The organism is Methyloligella solikamskensis (genome assembly GCF_042676065.1).
Taxonomy (GTDB): Bacteria; Pseudomonadota; Alphaproteobacteria; order Rhizobiales; family Methyloligellaceae; genus Methyloligella; species Methyloligella solikamskensis.
Genome location: NZ_JBHTJO010000001.1, coordinates 2,293,017 through 2,307,790, shown reverse-complemented (window position 1 = coordinate 2,307,790; position 14,774 = coordinate 2,293,017). Strand labels below are relative to the sequence as shown.

Annotated in this window: 15 protein-coding genes; 7 read left to right on the top strand and 8 right to left on the bottom strand. The window is 64.2% G+C overall.

What is annotated here, in order from left to right; all coding sequences use genetic code 11:
* Positions 1 to 120 precede the first annotated feature (120 nt).
* The 3 genes from ACFQ2F_RS11175 (at position 121) to ACFQ2F_RS11165 (ending at position 2,033) form a co-directional block, all read left to right on the top strand.
* Entirely contained in the window at positions 121 to 513 is a 393-nt protein-coding gene (locus ACFQ2F_RS11175) for an Hpt domain-containing protein (RefSeq protein WP_379089855.1), read from the top strand.
* A gap of 162 nt (positions 514 to 675) precedes the next feature.
* The gene (locus tag ACFQ2F_RS11170; RefSeq protein ID WP_379089853.1) at positions 676 to 996 is read left to right on the top strand and encodes a 2Fe-2S iron-sulfur cluster-binding protein; all 321 of its coding nucleotides are present in this window, start codon (positions 676 to 678) and stop codon (positions 994 to 996) included.
* An 8-nt stretch (positions 997 to 1,004) separates the two neighbouring features.
* On the top strand, positions 1,005 to 2,033 hold the full coding sequence (locus ACFQ2F_RS11165) for an NAD(P)/FAD-dependent oxidoreductase (protein WP_379089851.1): 1,029 nt from the start codon (positions 1,005 to 1,007) through the stop codon (positions 2,031 to 2,033).
* Positions 2,034 to 2,065: 32 nt separating this feature from the next.
* On the opposite strand, the gene ACFQ2F_RS11160 is transcribed toward ACFQ2F_RS11165, so the two are convergent.
* Positions 2,066 to 3,094 (bottom strand): class I SAM-dependent methyltransferase, encoded by a 1,029-nt coding sequence (locus tag ACFQ2F_RS11160; protein WP_379089849.1) that lies wholly within the window; start codon positions 3,092 to 3,094, stop codon positions 2,066 to 2,068.
* Between the two features lie 210 nt (positions 3,095 to 3,304).
* Between ACFQ2F_RS11160 and ACFQ2F_RS11155 the strand changes: the two genes are divergently transcribed.
* A complete protein-coding gene (locus ACFQ2F_RS11155; RefSeq protein ID WP_379089847.1) occupies positions 3,305 to 3,823 on the top strand; it encodes a sigma factor-like helix-turn-helix DNA-binding protein in 519 nt (172 codons plus the stop codon).
* A complete protein-coding gene (locus tag ACFQ2F_RS11150) occupies positions 3,823 to 4,947 on the top strand; it encodes an anti-sigma factor family protein (RefSeq protein ID WP_379089845.1) in 1,125 nt (374 codons plus the stop codon). The genes ACFQ2F_RS11155 and ACFQ2F_RS11150 overlap by 1 nt, the downstream gene beginning before the upstream one ends.
* Here ACFQ2F_RS11150 and ACFQ2F_RS11145 read toward each other — a convergent pair.
* The gene (locus tag ACFQ2F_RS11145; protein WP_379089843.1) at positions 4,944 to 5,255 is read right to left on the bottom strand and encodes a hypothetical protein; all 312 of its coding nucleotides are present in this window, start codon (positions 5,253 to 5,255) and stop codon (positions 4,944 to 4,946) included. The two genes, ACFQ2F_RS11150 and ACFQ2F_RS11145, sit on opposite strands and share 4 nt — an antisense overlap.
* Positions 5,256 to 6,331: 1,076 nt before the next feature.
* On the opposite strand from ACFQ2F_RS11145, the gene ACFQ2F_RS11140 reads away from it, so the two are divergent.
* Positions 6,332 to 7,366 (top strand): hypothetical protein, encoded by a 1,035-nt coding sequence (locus ACFQ2F_RS11140; RefSeq protein ID WP_379089841.1) that lies wholly within the window; start codon positions 6,332 to 6,334, stop codon positions 7,364 to 7,366.
* A gap of 13 nt (positions 7,367 to 7,379) precedes the next feature.
* Here ACFQ2F_RS11140 and ACFQ2F_RS11135 read toward each other — a convergent pair whose 3' ends face one another.
* Both ACFQ2F_RS11135 and ACFQ2F_RS11130 read right to left on the bottom strand, forming a co-directional pair.
* On the bottom strand, positions 7,380 to 8,357 hold the full coding sequence (locus tag ACFQ2F_RS11135) for a YcjF family protein (RefSeq protein ID WP_379089839.1): 978 nt from the start codon (positions 8,355 to 8,357) through the stop codon (positions 7,380 to 7,382).
* Positions 8,354 to 9,805 (bottom strand): YcjX family GTP-binding protein, encoded by a 1,452-nt coding sequence (locus ACFQ2F_RS11130; RefSeq protein WP_379089837.1) that lies wholly within the window; start codon positions 9,803 to 9,805, stop codon positions 8,354 to 8,356. Before ACFQ2F_RS11130 ends, ACFQ2F_RS11135 begins: the two co-directional genes overlap by 4 nt.
* A 278-nt stretch (positions 9,806 to 10,083) precedes the next feature.
* Here ACFQ2F_RS11130 and dksA point away from each other — a divergent pair, with 278 nt between their 5' ends.
* Positions 10,084 to 10,506: an RNA polymerase-binding protein DksA gene (dksA, locus tag ACFQ2F_RS11125; RefSeq protein ID WP_069094107.1), complete on the top strand. Its 423-nt coding sequence runs from the start codon at positions 10,084 to 10,086 to the stop codon at positions 10,504 to 10,506.
* 16 nt (positions 10,507 to 10,522) lie between these two features.
* On the opposite strand, the gene ACFQ2F_RS11120 is transcribed toward dksA, so the two are convergent.
* The 4 genes from ACFQ2F_RS11120 to ACFQ2F_RS11105 all read right to left on the bottom strand — a co-directional run bounded on the left by ACFQ2F_RS11120 (position 10,523) and on the right by ACFQ2F_RS11105 (position 14,682).
* Positions 10,523 to 11,962 carry an MFS transporter gene (locus ACFQ2F_RS11120; RefSeq protein WP_379089835.1) on the bottom strand — a complete coding sequence of 480 codons (1,440 nt, stop codon included), beginning with the start codon at positions 11,960 to 11,962 and terminating at the stop codon, positions 10,523 to 10,525.
* Positions 11,959 to 12,672, bottom strand: a complete 714-nt coding sequence (locus tag ACFQ2F_RS11115; RefSeq protein ID WP_379089832.1) for a M15 family metallopeptidase — start codon at positions 12,670 to 12,672, stop codon at positions 11,959 to 11,961. The genes ACFQ2F_RS11120 and ACFQ2F_RS11115 overlap by 4 nt, the downstream gene beginning before the upstream one ends.
* 126 nt (positions 12,673 to 12,798) lie before the next feature.
* Entirely contained in the window at positions 12,799 to 13,764 is a 966-nt protein-coding gene (locus ACFQ2F_RS11110) for a DMT family transporter (protein WP_379089830.1), read from the bottom strand.
* 564 nt (positions 13,765 to 14,328) lie between these two features.
* Entirely contained in the window at positions 14,329 to 14,682 is a 354-nt protein-coding gene (locus tag ACFQ2F_RS11105) for a hypothetical protein (RefSeq protein ID WP_379089828.1), read from the bottom strand.
* Between the last annotated feature and the right edge of the window lie 92 nt (positions 14,683 to 14,774).

Sequence of the window (14,774 nt, the reverse complement as noted above, 5' to 3'; positions counted from 1 at the left end):
GGTTGGGAAGTTCATAACCTCTGCGAGAGTATATGAGGCAACCATCCTGAATTGCTTCACAAACCCTGGCCTGGCCGCCGTCAGCGGTGCATCGCGGTCAGGGGAAGGGGATCGAAGAGCATGTCGGCAGCCCCGGATCCGTCCGAAAAGCCCGAAAAGTTATCCACAGAGCCCGGGAAAACCGCGGCATTAGATCGCGCCCACCTGGCACGCTACACCGCCGGCGACGCCGAGCTGGAGAAAGAGCTGCTGACCCTGTTCGCAGACCAATCCGGTGTCTATATGGAGCGTATGCGCGGGGCGGAGACGGAGAAAGCCTGGCGGGATGCGGCGCACTCTTTGAAAGGATCGGCAAAGGCTGTCGGCGCATTCGATGTCGCACATGCCGCCGAAGCGGCTGAAACAAGCCCCGCAGAATGCACGTTTGAAGAGCGAAAGAGGTTGCTCGCAACGCTAGAAGCCGCTCTCGCAGATGCGAAAGAGCAAATTCGAGCTCTGCAACGTGAGCGCTAGTCGGGTGGGCCGACAATCGCGCTTGCGGGCTGGCAACACACTGCCAATTGCCTTATAGAGCAACGATCGCGCAAGGGGATACCCCCCCTTCACCGTGGTGCAGGCGAGACATCGACTGCACATCTCCCTCAACCGATGAGACGAGTGAACGCAGCCTAACGCATGGCGAAGATAACATTTATTGAGCATAACGGGCAGGAGCACACTGTTGAGGCAGAGCTCGGCCAGACCGTAATGGAAGCCGCCGTCCAAAACTCCGTTCCAGGGATCGCCGCAGAGTGCGGTGGAGCCTGCGCGTGCGCCACGTGCCACGTCTATGTGCAGGAACCCTGGCGCGAGCCGGTCGGCACGCCGGAACCCATGGAAGAGGACATGCTCGACTTCGCCTTCGATGTGCGCGATGAGAGCCGGCTGAGCTGCCAGATTACCGTGACCGAGGAACTCGACGGCCTCGTGGTCAAGGTCCCTGAGAAACAATTCTAGTAGGAACCATGTCGGAAGAACCTATTAAGACCGATGTCGTCATCGTGGGCGCTGGCCCCGTTGGACTGTTTGCCGTTTTCGAGCTCGGCCTCGTGGATCTGAAATGCCATGTCGTCGATATTCTGCCGCGCGCTGGCGGGCAGTGCAGCGAGCTCTATCCGGAAAAGCCGATCTACGACATTCCGGCCCTGCCGACCGTGACGGGGCAGGAGCTGACCGATCGCCTCATGGAGCAGATCGAGCCCTTCGGCGCCGAATTTCATTTCAATGAGCGCGTCGACCAGCTCGAGCGCCTGGACGAAGGCTTCCGCCTGACCACCGATGGCGGCATCGTCATCGAGTGCAAGGTGGTCGTGATCGCCGCCGGCGGCGGCTCCTTCACGCCGAAGCGCCCGCCACTTCCGGGTATCGAGAATTACGAGGGCAAATCCGTCTTCTACTCGGTGAAGAAGATCGAGGATTTCCGCGACAAGGACGTGCTCATCGTCGGTGGCGGTGATTCCGCTCTCGACTGGAGCCTCAATCTGCAGCCCGTCGCCAAGTCTCTGACCCTGGTGCATCGCCGCGATCAGTTCCGCGCAGCGCCCGACTCCGTGAACAAGATGTTCAAGCTGGTCGAGAACGGCGACATCAAGTTCGAGCTCGGTCAGGTCACCGAGCTGCACGGCGATGACGGTCAGCTGACCGGCGTCACCGTGAAGGCGCCCGACGGCAAAACCTTCGAGCAGGAGGCCAACGCCATGCTGCCCTTCTTCGGGCTGACCATGAAGCTTGGTCCCGTTGCCGATTGGGGCCTGAACCTGGAAGAGAACCTGATCCCGGTCGACACCGAGAAGTTCGAGACCAGCGAGCCGCGCATCTTCGCCATCGGCGACATCAATACCTATGCAGGCAAGCTGAAGCTCATCTTGTCGGGCTTCCACGAGGCGGCGCTCATGGCCCAGAAGGCTCATGAGTATGTCTATCCGGACAAGAAGCTGACCTTCCAGTACACGACCTCTTCCACGAGCCTCCAGAAGAAGCTCGGCGTGAAGTAGCGCTGGCAGAGGCCCGCGGGGATCTCGCGGGCCTAGCCGTCCTTCGCCCGGTAGACCTCAATCCTGTAAGGGCTGAAGACAAAGCTCTCCAGCCGCGCGCCGAGCTTCATCTTGGCGCGCACAAAGAGCCCGGTCTGGCGCACCAGATCGCCGTCCCGGGAATCCACCAGCACCAGATAGGCCGGGCGGGGACTTTCCCGCAGAGAGGCGGCGATCCCGTTCAGGATTTCCGCGAAGGCTTTGCGCGAGAACGGCGCGAAGAAATAGTGCACCACCGTGCCGTCGGCCGGCGCGATGGCCGTCGCATCCACAAGCTCGCAGGCGACGTCCCTGCAGCGCATGCGAGGCCGCGGGAATTGCGCGATGTTGAGCCGCGCATCCTCGAACAGCTCCTCGGCGAATTCCATCCCCCGGATCGACTTGAACGGATATTGCGCCGCCATCATCAACACCCGGCCGCGGCCCGCACCGTAATCGACGAACCGGTAATGGCTGAGATCGTCCCGGAGCGCGCTCATCGCCCATTCGAAGACGAGCGCCGGGGTAGGGCGATAGTCGCGCCCCTCGGTACGCCTTCCATGCACCGTGAGCGTCTTGAGCTTGGCGGGCTTCGATGTCTTTCGGAACAGCAGCTTGTCGAAATCCCGGTCGAACAACAGCCAGTGCCACCACAGGATCGAGGCTTGCGCGGCATCTCCGATGCTCGCCGGCGACAGCGCATCCTTTAGGCTCGAGAAGGCACGGGAGAGCAGACCTTCCGCCCGAGCCGCGCCTGCTTTGCCGGCATCCTTCGCGTGGGCGCCGGCCTGGCCGGAGAAGGCTCTGAGCTGCTCGCCCAGTGGAGTGTGGTCCGTCTCGCGCTCGACCTCGGCCTCCCGGGCCAGAGCCTCGCGGGTGCGCTTCACGAGACCGGCGGTGGACTCTTTGCTTCCGGATTTGTTTGTCTGCGCAGCCTCTGCGCGCTCGGCGGCGGCGAAGTCATTGTCGAGCGAATCCTCGTCCGCCGAAGACGTAAAATCGGTCTCCGCGTCGGTCTCGATCTTGCGTTTCGGCTCCGGCATGTCGGCGGTTCTGGCGCTCTTCTGATTCGGGCTGCACTCTAGGTTTTACCCAATTTTGCCAACAGCCTGAACAGTTAGTCGGGGAGCTTCCCCGGTTCCTTATGGTATCCTCCGATTCGCTAGAACAAGGCGGCCGGAAGGCTCGGGGACGCGCCGCCAAGCGGGGAGTGACGGGTGGCAGAGTATGGCGACGAAACCGTAAGGGACGGTTTGATCACCATTTTGCCTCGGCTGAAACGCTTCGCCGAGGTGCTCATCGGTGAGCAGGGCGAGGGCACCGCGCTGCTCGGCCGCAGTTTGCGCGACATGCTGGATCACGCTCATACCTATCAGCGCGGCACGCCGCTGGACCGCTGGGCCTTCGGAGAGATCTACCGGCTCTGGCTGAAGGAGCTGCGCGGCCATGCCAATCCTATGCGCCGCGGCAGCCAACCCGACCGCGAATTCCAGGCGCTGATCACGGAGGACGACGGCGCGCTGCCCGATCCGATGACCGTCTCCTTCATCGCCAATCTCCCGCCCCAGCAGCGGGTTACCTTGCTGCTGATCTACGGCGAAGGCTTCTCCTACGAAGACGCCAGCGTCATCCTCGATTGCGCGCTTGAGAGCATCGAGACGCGGCTGATCCGCGCCAGCGCAGGGCTCGCCAACAAGATCGGCCACGGTGTCGAGGCGCCGCCTTCAGCCGAGATCGAATCCCTTCACAACCACCAGGCCGGAGCAGCGTAATGACGGAGCTCTCCGACGAGCTGTTGGTGGCCTATGTGGACGGCCAGCTTGCCAAGGATCAGAACCGCGCCATCGAGAAGGTTCTGAAGCAGGACGATGTGGTGGCGCGCCGGGCCGAGGCGCTGCAGGAAGCCCATGGCCGGCTGGAATTCGCCTTCGAATCCATCCTGGCCGGCGAGCTGCGCACCCTGGTGCCGAAGGAAAGCTTCCGCAGCAATCCCGCCGAGCGGCTTATTGAGACGGAGCCGGAGCCCAAAGGCTGGCCGGCGCGCATGCTGGTGTTGTGCGGAATCGCGGCGGGCCTCGCCGGGATAGGGCTGGGGGTCATGCTCGCCCCGCGCGGGGTTGAGACTGCCGTAGAGACGACGGCGCCCAATACCTCAACCCCTGAGACGCCCGCACCAGAGCCCGCCGGTCCGTTCGAGACCCCCGCCACGATGAGAGCTGGCGTCGAAGCGCCCATGGAGACCGTGAAGGCGAAATCGCCCAGTCTCGGCGCCTACAACACGCCGGCCACGCTGACGGCGGACATGGCGCTTGCCCCGCCAGCGCCGCCGCCCGCACCACCGGCGCCGGAACCCGCGACTTGGCAGGAGAGAGCGGCCCAGGCCCATGCGCTGGTCAGCCGGGAGAGCCTGGAAGTCAGCATCGAGAGCCAGAAGAATCCGTATCTTCTGTCCTTCCAGCTCACCAAGGCCATCGGCCAGAACGTCCGTGGTCCGGATCTTCGGCCCGACGGCTACCGCTTCATCCGCGCCCAGGTGCTGCGGCTCGAGGGCAAGCCTATCGCCCAGATGCTCTATCTGCCGGAATCGGGCAGTCCGCTGGCGCTCTACGCCACGCCGGGCGGCGAGGACGCCCCGCCGGACTTCCTAAAAGAGGGGCCGGTCGGTGCCGTGAAATGGTCTGAGGGTGGCATCGCCTATCTGCTGGCGGCGGAAGCCGGCGAGGAAGATCTACTCCGCATCGCGGAGAAGATCCGCAACGAGCCGCGGGACGATCAGCGGCTCCAGCCGGCCGATGAACTCCCCGCTGAGCCTGAGGGCGCCTCGGAAGAGGGCGACTCTGAAGCGGCACCGGCCGAAGAAGACGGCGCGGAGACGGACAGCTCAGCGGAGGATTAATCCGCAGGGCTCGCCCGGTGGGCGAAATTCCCGGCGAGATATTGGTTCAGGTCTTTGCGGATCGCATCGGTCTTCGACTTGGTGCAGTAGCCCGACTGCCCCTCCACCGTCTTCGTCACAGATTCGTAGGTGTAGTCGTACGCCTCCGTGATCCGGCTCATCTCCGAAGCCGGCGTGCCGAGACGCTGCATCTGATTGAGATAGTTCGCCCGCAGCTGCGCAGGCTGGAAGATAAAGCCGCAGCGGCTGGCCCGGGCCGATGTCCAGGCGACCTGCACTGGGCGGGATAGCGGGTCGGCCTCGTTCATGTTCCAGGCAGCCTTCTCCGTGCTGGAGGTTCCGCAGCCTGAAAGCCCCGAACAGGCAATAAGCACACCGAACACGAATGCCGGAGCTGCGTGACGCAAGACGATTCTCCACTCCAAATCCAAACACGCGGGCCGCACTGTAGCCGATTAGGCAACGCGCGCTAAGGGACAGTGATGCAAGTAGCAGCGATGTAGACGGCAGAGATGCAAGCGGGAAGAGGAGGCGAACTTTGCCCGGAATGACCCGCCCGAAACGGAATGCCCGCCCAAACGCAAGAGAGGCGGAGCTGGCCAGCTCCGCCTCCTTTGCGATGTCGAGCCACTCGCCCGTTCGGGACGATCGGTCGGCGCCGCGAGATCTTTCGATCTCACGCCGCACCGGCTTTTGCGCAGGTTTCCCCGCGCGCGGGCCAGTGCGACCCGGCTGCAGCCACTTGTTTTGCGTCGCGCTGCCACGACGCGGATCCGGAATTGCCATCCCAGACCCGGGAGGACGATGCCGCCTTCTTCGTCGGACGCCCCGCCGGCTCAGCCTCAAACGGCATTTCGGCAGACCCGACAGACCGTGGCACCCCACGAAGGTCGGCAGCTTCGCCTTTGGTCGTCCCTGGCAGTGGACGACCTCGGCTTGCCTTGCCATATGAGCATTCCCGATAACACCGAGAGAACTTTGGGACGCTCCTCGAAAACACCCGGATTTCTCCGCTTGCTTTCTTGGACCGTTCCGCCGCCGCCTCAGTGGCAGCGGGGCCGCTCACAGGATTCATGATAGCTTTCCGTTTTCCACGTGCACGCATGCCGTGCAGGTTTTCCCCGATATCCACCGGTCCGGCCGGATTCGCCATGAATTTCAATGTTTCTTCGTCTCCGGGAACCCTACGAATTCAGCGACTTGCGCCCATATCGGGGTGGGATGAGGTTTCGAAGGGGCCGCGGTTGCGCGCCAGTGCCGCGCCGCCCCTAATGCGACAAAGGGACCATGCTTTTCTGCCCTGTCATCGGATTGCTATGGTAGGCGGACCCGCGCCCCGGAGTGGCGCTGGACAGATGTGGTGTTTCATATGAGGCCTGAGTTTTTGAGCAGTCGGCGCACTGCGGGCATCGTTGCGCTTGCCCTCGCGGCCGGCATTTTCGCCTCGCAGATCGTGCTCGTCCTGACGGCGGGCAGCGTAGGGATTCCGGGTCTCTTCACGATCCACCTGGGCGGGGAGGAGCCGGGAGACGTCGGGGCTGAAAACGAGTCCAGCGACCGGAGATCCCGCACGCGCACCACGCCCCCGCCTATCGCCACGCCCGCGCCGCCTGAGGACGAGCCTACGTCGTCGTCCTCATACGAGTCTGAGACGGCGAAAGAGACCGGGCAAGACGAGAGCTCCGCGCCGCTCGCCCAGCCTGCCGATGACGAGAAGGGCGTGGCTCAACCGGCGAACGATGATTCGGAAGCTGCCGAAGCCAAGCCGGAAGCCCCGTCCAGCGGACCCGTCGGCTGGCAGGGACCGGAAGGCGCGCCGGGCAGCGATACCGAGGCCGACGGCGAAGCCGTGCTCGACGGGCCCATCGATCTCGATGTCGGCGATGCCTTGAGCGATCTCAATCGCGAGGAAGCTGAAGAAGAAGACAAGAAGGAAGACGAGCCCAGCACCGACGCAGGCCCCTCCGGCGGGCCGGCACCGGCCGCCCAGCCTGCGCCTCCGCCGGCGTCGGGCGCCAGCGGCCAGCGCGAGGTGCTGCCCTGGGAAGCCATCGTGCCGGATCCTGACCTGATGTCGCCGGTGGATGTGCCGGAAGATACGCCCGAGTTCAGCCTGCCTGAACCGGATACGGTCCGGAAGTGGCTCCAGGGCCGGGCGTCCAACCTGGCTGCGGGCAACACGCGCTACGAGCTATGGCTCGAGCCCTCCATGGATATGCGACTGCGGCTCACCGCCGTGGGCTATCAGTTCAAGCCCCCTGACGGAGAGATGATCACCCGCCTTTCGCGGAGGCCCGAAAGCGGCTTCCGCGTCTCCTTCGAAGGCACGAGCTGCGAGGGCAACCTGACTCTCACGCTGACCTATAAGGACGGCCGCTCCCACAAGGTGCCGGTAGACGGGTGCAGCGCGGTCCAGTGATCCCGGACTTGGTTTAGTTGATGCCGGCAACCTCGGCGACCAGGGTCCGGAAGCGCGGCCGCTTCGCTTCGATATAGGGCAGGGGCCGGCAGACATCGATGGCTGCGATCCCGATCCTTGTGGTCAGCGCACCGTTGAACACGCCCTCGCCGAGACGCGAGGAAAGCCGCGCCGTCAACCCGTGGCCGACCAGCTGCTGGATCACGTCGTCGCCCAGTGCAATGCCGCCGGTCAGCACGATATGGCTGATCACCATGCGGGCGAGCTTCATCAGCGCAAGCGTGCCGGGCCGTGCGCCGTAGAGCGTCGCGAGCTTGCGCAGCATCCGTAAATTCTCCGCCGCGACGAACATCATGTCGATCAGCGCCGCCGGGCTCACCGCCGTTACCACTGAGACCCGTTTGGCCGACGCCGCGACAATGCCCCGGGCCAGCGGGTCGAGCGGCGCCACGAGGGTGCGCTCGTCGAGCTTCAGGAGCTCGTCCGCATCCATGATGTCCCGTTCGCTCTCCGCCAGGCGGCTTAAGCCCCAGGCCATGTCCTTGCGGCCGTGATAGAGGCTCTTGAGCCGATGGGTGACGTCAAGCGCAAGCGGCTTGTCCTGCTGCCGGATGGCGCTCTCCGCCTCGTGGCGGATCTTCCCGAGCCGTCCGAGCCGCATGAGCCCGATCGCCTCCTTCAGCACGATCATGGCGAGCGCCAGCAGCGCCACGACCATCAGTCCGATGGCGGCCCAGCCGATCCAGTCGTCCCGGGCCAGCAGGTCGCGCACCATGGCGTCGAACCAGATGGCCGCCCAGATCGAGATCAGTCCGCCCACGGCGCCGATCAGGATGCTGCCCCAGGCGAAGCCGCGCTTCATCTTCGGCAGGTTCTTGACCGTCGCCGGCGGGTTTGCCAGCGGCTCCTCCAGCACGGGCGGCGGCGGAGGCGGCACGTCGATCTCCACCTCGTCGACCCGGAAGGAGGCGGGTTTTCTGGGGGAACTCATTCCAGATGGTCTCCGATCAGACTCTGAATCGCCCGGTCGAGCCGGATATTGGGGAAGGGCGCGAAACCGCCGCCCGGAAGCGGCACGGGATCCGGCGGCCGGAAGCGGACGAAGCGGACATCCTCCGCCTGCATGCCGTCGCCCCGCAGCGCCAGGGCAGGGTCCTCCGGCAGGTCGCCGGGAAAGATTGCGAATTCGTCGTTGCCGCCGAATTTCTGTCGGCCGATGGCTTCGCCCTGGAGAGGATTGCCGATGATGCAGGGAAGCGTCTCCCCGGCGCGTCGAGCTTCGCCTTCCCGGGTGGCGCGGATTGCTGCCATGGCGAGTGCCTTCACATCTGCCCCGCCAAACTCGGCCCGCTCCATGGCCTGTTCCGTCAGCGCCTTCAGGATCGCCTGAAGCCGGTCATGGCTCGAATGGTGCAGATGGTCCGCCTTGGTCGCGGCGAAGACGAGCCGGTCGATGCGCGGGAAGAAGAGATTGGAGAGGAACGAGTTCGAACCTGTCCGGAAGCAATCGAGGATATCGGTCATGGCCCGTTCCAGGTCGGCCACCGCTTCCGGCCCGCCATTGAGCGCCGCCAGCACGTCCACCAGCACGATCTGCCGGTCTAGCCGGGAGAAGTGATCCCGGAAGAACGGGCGCACCACATGGGCCTTATAGGCCTCGTAGCGCCGCTCCATCATCGCCCAGAGCGAGCCCTTGGGGAACTTGCTCTCCCCCTTGGCGTCGAGCGGCGCGAAGGTGAGCGCCGGTGAGCCTTCCAGATCGCCGGGCATGAGGAAGCGGCCCGGCGGCAGGGTGGAGAGCGAATACTGATCGGCACGCGCATTCGCCAGATAGGTCTTGAAGAGATCCGATAGCTTGACGGCCAGCCCTTCGTCGGCGGGCGCCGCGGGATCGATCTCGGTGAGCGCTTGGCGCCAGGGCCCGGAGATCGTCTCGCGGCCCGCCTCGACGCTCTGCTGCAGCGCTTGCGCCGACCATTCGGCGAAATCCAGCGACAGCAGAGGAAGGTCGAGCAGCCACTCGCCGGGATAATCGACGATGTCGACATGCAGCCGGTCGTAGCCGAGCTGCCGCTTCCAGAAACCTTGGGGTTGATATTCGATGGCCAGGCGAAGCTGGCTGATCCGGCGCGTGCTTTCCGGCCAGGTCGGCGGATCGCCCGTCAGATCCGCCATATGGGCCTCGAAATCAAAGCGGGGCACCGTGTCGTCGGGCTGAGGCTCCAGAAACACCCGGGAGACCCGGCCTTCCGCTGCCGCATCGAAGAAGGGCAGGCGTCCGCCAGCGATCAGGTTGTGCACCAGCGCGGTGATGAAGACCGTCTTGCCGGAGCGGGCCAGCCCGGTAACCCCCAGCCGCAAGGTTGGGCTGACCAGATCGCCGGCATAGTGGCCGACATTCCGGAAGATATCCGTGGTGTCCTGAATCAGATTGACCATAAGGCGGGAGCTTCGACTTCCTTCACATGGGGAACGCACAAGGCACGCGCGTCACGATTGCCCAACGAGCATATAAGCCCTAGCACGCTCCACCGAAACAGCTCCGCCTTCAGCCCGGGAACACAACCTATGCTGTCAAGCGTTCTCCTCGCTTGACTTGGGCCATCGCTTCCGCAATACGGGGGGCGGCCAGCGGGGGGAACCGGCAACGGAGCTGGCAGAGGGGTTGAGCTCGACTCACCCAAGTCGGTGAACTGGTTCAGGAAAAAGAGGCTGTCATGCGGCCCGAGAAGAAGCTCCCCAAGGATTATCGTCCCACCGAGGACGAGCCTTTTATGAATGAGCGCCAGCGCGCTTACTTCAGGGACAAGCTGGAAGACTGGCGTGAGGAGATCCTGCGCTCCACCAAGGAGACGCTGGAGCATCTTCAGAACGAATCGGAGCAGCACGCCGATATCGCCGATCGTGCTAGCTCGGAGAGCGAGCGAGCGTTCGAGCTGCGCGCCCGCGACCGCCAGCGTAAGCTGATAGCCAAGATCGATGCCGCCCTGGAGCGGATCGAGGACGGCACCTACGGCTATTGCGAGGAAACCGGCGAGCCGATCAGCCTGAAGCGCCTGGATGCCCGCCCGATCGCGACATTGAGCGTCGAGGCTCAGGAGAGGCACGAAAGGCGCGAACGCGTCTACCGGGACGAGTAGGGCCGCTTAAGCGCTTCTAGTCTGTTTGGGACAGCGGCTTCGCGACGGTTTCGAGCGACCGGCGTTCCGCCGCCACGCCCCAGCGCAGGATCACGAAAACCACCGTGATCATCAGGGCGGCGCCCAGCAGGTAGCCCCAGAAGACGCTGACCCGCGAGCCCGTATCGATCAGCAGACCGAAGAGTGTCGGCGCGAACACGCCGCCGATGCCCGTCCCCACCGCATAGAAGAACGCAATCGCGAGCGCCCGGATCTCCAGCGGGAATGTCTCCGACACCGTGAGATAGGCGGAGCTCGCCGCGGCGGATGCGAAGAAGAAGATCACCGACCAGGCGATGGTCTGCTCCGTGGCCGACAGCATGTCGGCGGCAAACAGCGCGCCGGTGATGGCCAGCAGCACCCCGGAGAGCCCGTAGGTGAGCGCGATCATCGGCCGGCGCCCGATCGTGTCGAAGAACCGGCCGAGGATGACGGGGCCGAAGAAATTCCCCGCCGCGAAGGGCAGCAGGTACCAGCCGACGCTTCCCGCCGCGATCCCGTAGAAATCCGTGAGGATCAGCGCGTAAGTGAAGAAGATCGCGTTGTAGAAGAAGGCTTGGGCCGTCATCAGGCTCAACCCCACCAGGGTGCGCTGGCGCTGATCGCGATAGAGGCTGCGCCAGACTTCCAGCAGCGGCGTGTGGGTGCGCGGGGTGAGCCGGACACTGGCCGGCACCTCGATCTCGTGATGGGCGTGATGGACGCGCGTCTGGCCTTCAATTTCGTCGATCACCTCCGCGGCTTCCTCCGGTCTCCCATGGGTGATCAGCCAGCGAGGCGATTCGGGAATCCAGAGCCGCAGGATGAGGATCACCAGCCCCAGCGCCGCCCCAATGAAAAAGGCCGCACGCCAGCCCATATCCGGCGGCAGAAAGCCCGGCTCCAGCAGAACGATGGAGCCCGCCGCGCCCATGGCCGCGCCGATCCAGAAGCTTCCGTTGATGACGAGATCGGTCCAGCCGCGATAGCGCGCCGGGATCAACTCCTGGATGGCGGAATTGATGGCGGTGTATTCCCCGCCGATGCCTGCGCCCGTGAGGAACCGGAAAAGCGCGAAGCTCCACGCATCCCAAGCGAACGCCGTCGCGGCCGTGGCCACCAGATAGACGCCAAGCGTGATGGTGAAGAGCCGCTTCCGGCCGAGCCGGTCCGTCAGCCAGCCGAAGAAGACAGCGCCGAGAACGGCGCCGGCGAGATAGGCGCTGTTGGCGAGCCCGACCTCCGCATTGCCCATGTTAAGGACCGGGCTTTCTTTGAGCGCACCAGCGACGGCGCCCGCCAGCGTCACCTCAAGCCCGTCCAGCACCCAGGTGATGCCGAGCGCCAACACCACCTTGGTGTGAAATAGGCCCCAGGCGAGTTTTTCCAGCCGGGCGGGGATGTCGGTCTCGATGACCGCGCCGGACGAAGCGCTCATTCCGATCCGCCGCCGGTCCGGCGCGGGAGAATAGGAAAGTCGAAATAGGTAGAAGGGTAGGGCTCGGGCTTGAACGTGTAGTGCCAGAACTCCTTCGGGTAGTTCTTGAAGCCGGGCGCCGCCATGACGTCGACAAGCCGCTGACGATTCCGCCGCTCGTCCGCCGTCAGACCTGGTGCCGCCGTGTTGGCCTTCGTATCGAAGCAGTCGAAGCTCGTCCCCATATCCAGGCTGTCGTCACCTGGATCGGCCTGGGTGCAGGCGACCCGTTGCGACGTGTCGATCGCTCCCTCCGGCGCATCGCGCGGAACGAGCGTCACATCAACCGTTGCGCCCCGCGAGTGACCCGACCGAGTGGCGATATAGTTTGGAAAGAGCGCGCCCTTCGTTAGGTTGGGATAATAGGCCCGCTTGGCCTGTGGGTCGTCCGGCGCCTTCGCCCAGCCGACGAAGGCATCGACCGCGCGGGTCGGCCGGTAGCAATCGTAGACCTTGAGAGACAGACCATCGGCTTCGAGGTCTGCTTGCACGGCTTTCAGCGCTTCGGCCACCGGCCGCGCCAGAATGCACTCGCTGGCCTCGTAGCCGGGCACCGGCTTGCCCGTGAAGTTCTTCGGGCCCGCGTAGCGCATCTCCTGGCGGATCGAAGGCGCCACGTCGCGCAAATAGACAAAGCCTTCCGGCAGCGTTCCGCTGGAGTCGGCCGCCATTGCGGGCAGGGTGAAGAGGAGCCCCCAGAGGACTGAAACGAATCGGATTGTTTGCGCTCTCACCATGGCCGGACAACATTTCGAAATGCGCGGCCTGTGGTCAACTAAGCACGAGCCATGCCTGTCCTATCGGCCCGACGCTCTGGCGCCTCCATACTTCCAGAGATTCAGCGCTTTTCCGTCGATCGCTAGTAGGCCCAGCCCGATAAGCCCCATGCCTGCGATCTGTGCGCTATCCAGGTGCTCCCCCAGAACGAGCATCCCGAGTGTTATTGCGGAAACGGGGATGAGGAAGGTCACGAGCAAGAGGTTGGTGGCCCCGGCACGCTGAAGAATCTGGAAGTAGAGGATGTAGGCGAGAGCCGTCGAGAGGATGGCGAGACCGGCGATCGCCGCCCAGGTTGTGATCTGCGGCATCTGGAGGATCCAGGGCCGGTCGACGATGAGGGCAAGCGGCGCGAGAACGAGGCTGGAGGCGGTCACCTGGCCCGCTGCCACGACGATCGGGTCAACAGCGAGCCGTTTGAAGCGCCTGCCGAACACGCCAGCGAAGGCATAGGACACGGCACTGCCGAGACAGGCAAGCTGGGCCAGAACATTGGTGCCTAACCCGGACAGAGCGCCGGGGCCAATCATGACCACAACGCCTGCGAACCCGACCGCAATGCCTGCGAGCTTTCTGCCGTTGATCCGCTCATCGGAGAGCAGGAGTCCGGCCACGGCGACGGTAAAGAGGGGCGTCGTTGCGTTGAGGATCGAGGCGAGACCCGAGGTGATGGTCTGTTGGCCCCAGACGATTAGGCCGAACGGAATGACATTGTTGAGGATGCCCATGCCCAAAAATGCAATCCACGCATGAGGATCGCGCGGCAGGGGGCGCTGGAGCAGGGCCACGACGCCCCAAAGGACGAATGCCGCCAGTCCGACGCGCAACACGACGATCGTCAGTGTGGGAAGATCCCGCACGGCCACGCCAACGAAGAAGAAAGACCCGCCCCATAGGACAGACAGCAAGAGCAGCATCGCCCATTCGACGGTTCCCATCGAGAGATTGGTGTTGGATGCCGCCGCCGGCTGCGATGCCTCGCTCATGACGCCCCCTTAGTGTGCCCGGCCGTACTCGTATGAGTTGGATTTTCCGAAGGCGACCCGGAACTTGCGCAAAGCAGGGGAAAGTAACGCTGCTAGGTTCAGAAACCGCTGGGGAGCGGGGCCGAGGCCCGCGCGAGCGGGCGTCCAAAACGCATAAAAAAACGCCCCGCTGGGGAGCGGGGCGTGGAGAGGTTTTGGGGGACTGACAGGGTTGGCTGAACCAACCGATGTCGGACCATTAGCAGGGAACTGCCGGCGATCTTACAGCGAAGCGGTCGAAAGTACCGGCGACAAGTTCTTCCGCCTGCCAACAAGCTACGCATGGCGACCGTAAGACCATTTCCCTTCTACCTGATTTCGCCACTTTCCACAAGAAAAACCGACGTGGCTTTTCGGCACCAGTCAAACGTTTAGTGAAATGAAGGACTTAAGGCCGCAGCGAAATTTTCCCGCCACGCGTGTGTCGCGCAGGCGCATCGAGGCGAGCGCCACCGGCCGCCGCAGGTGCGAATCGGCGAAAATGGGAGAATGAAATGGGGAAGGGCGCTTAGCCCAAAGCTCGGTCTAGCTGAGCTCGGGATCCGATTGCGGGCGTTCGCCGTGGTCGATCACCACGTCTTCCAGCGGATGCTCCAGCGGCTGCCGCGCCTCGATGCCCGTCTCGATCACCATGTCGACGGGCCCGCCGATCATCACGAGGTGCTCCTTGTCGTCCCGGCGGATCAGATAGAGCTTGCGCTTGGCATCGACCGTGGCGCTTTCCACCACGTTCAGCCGGCGCTCCCGCGACCGGAAGAACCCCGGACCGCTGGTATTGCTGGAGAAAAACGCCTTGAAGCCCCACGCCGCCAAGGCGATGAGCGCGATGACGAACAGAAACGTGGAGATGACGAGGATCAGCTGGCTGGTGTCTGACATCCCTTCCTCGCGATGAAGTGCGCCGCAATCGCTATCCGTCCCGCGGCCCCCGCGGGGAGATAGGTCGGGTGATCTCGCGCCGCAAGTCCCCG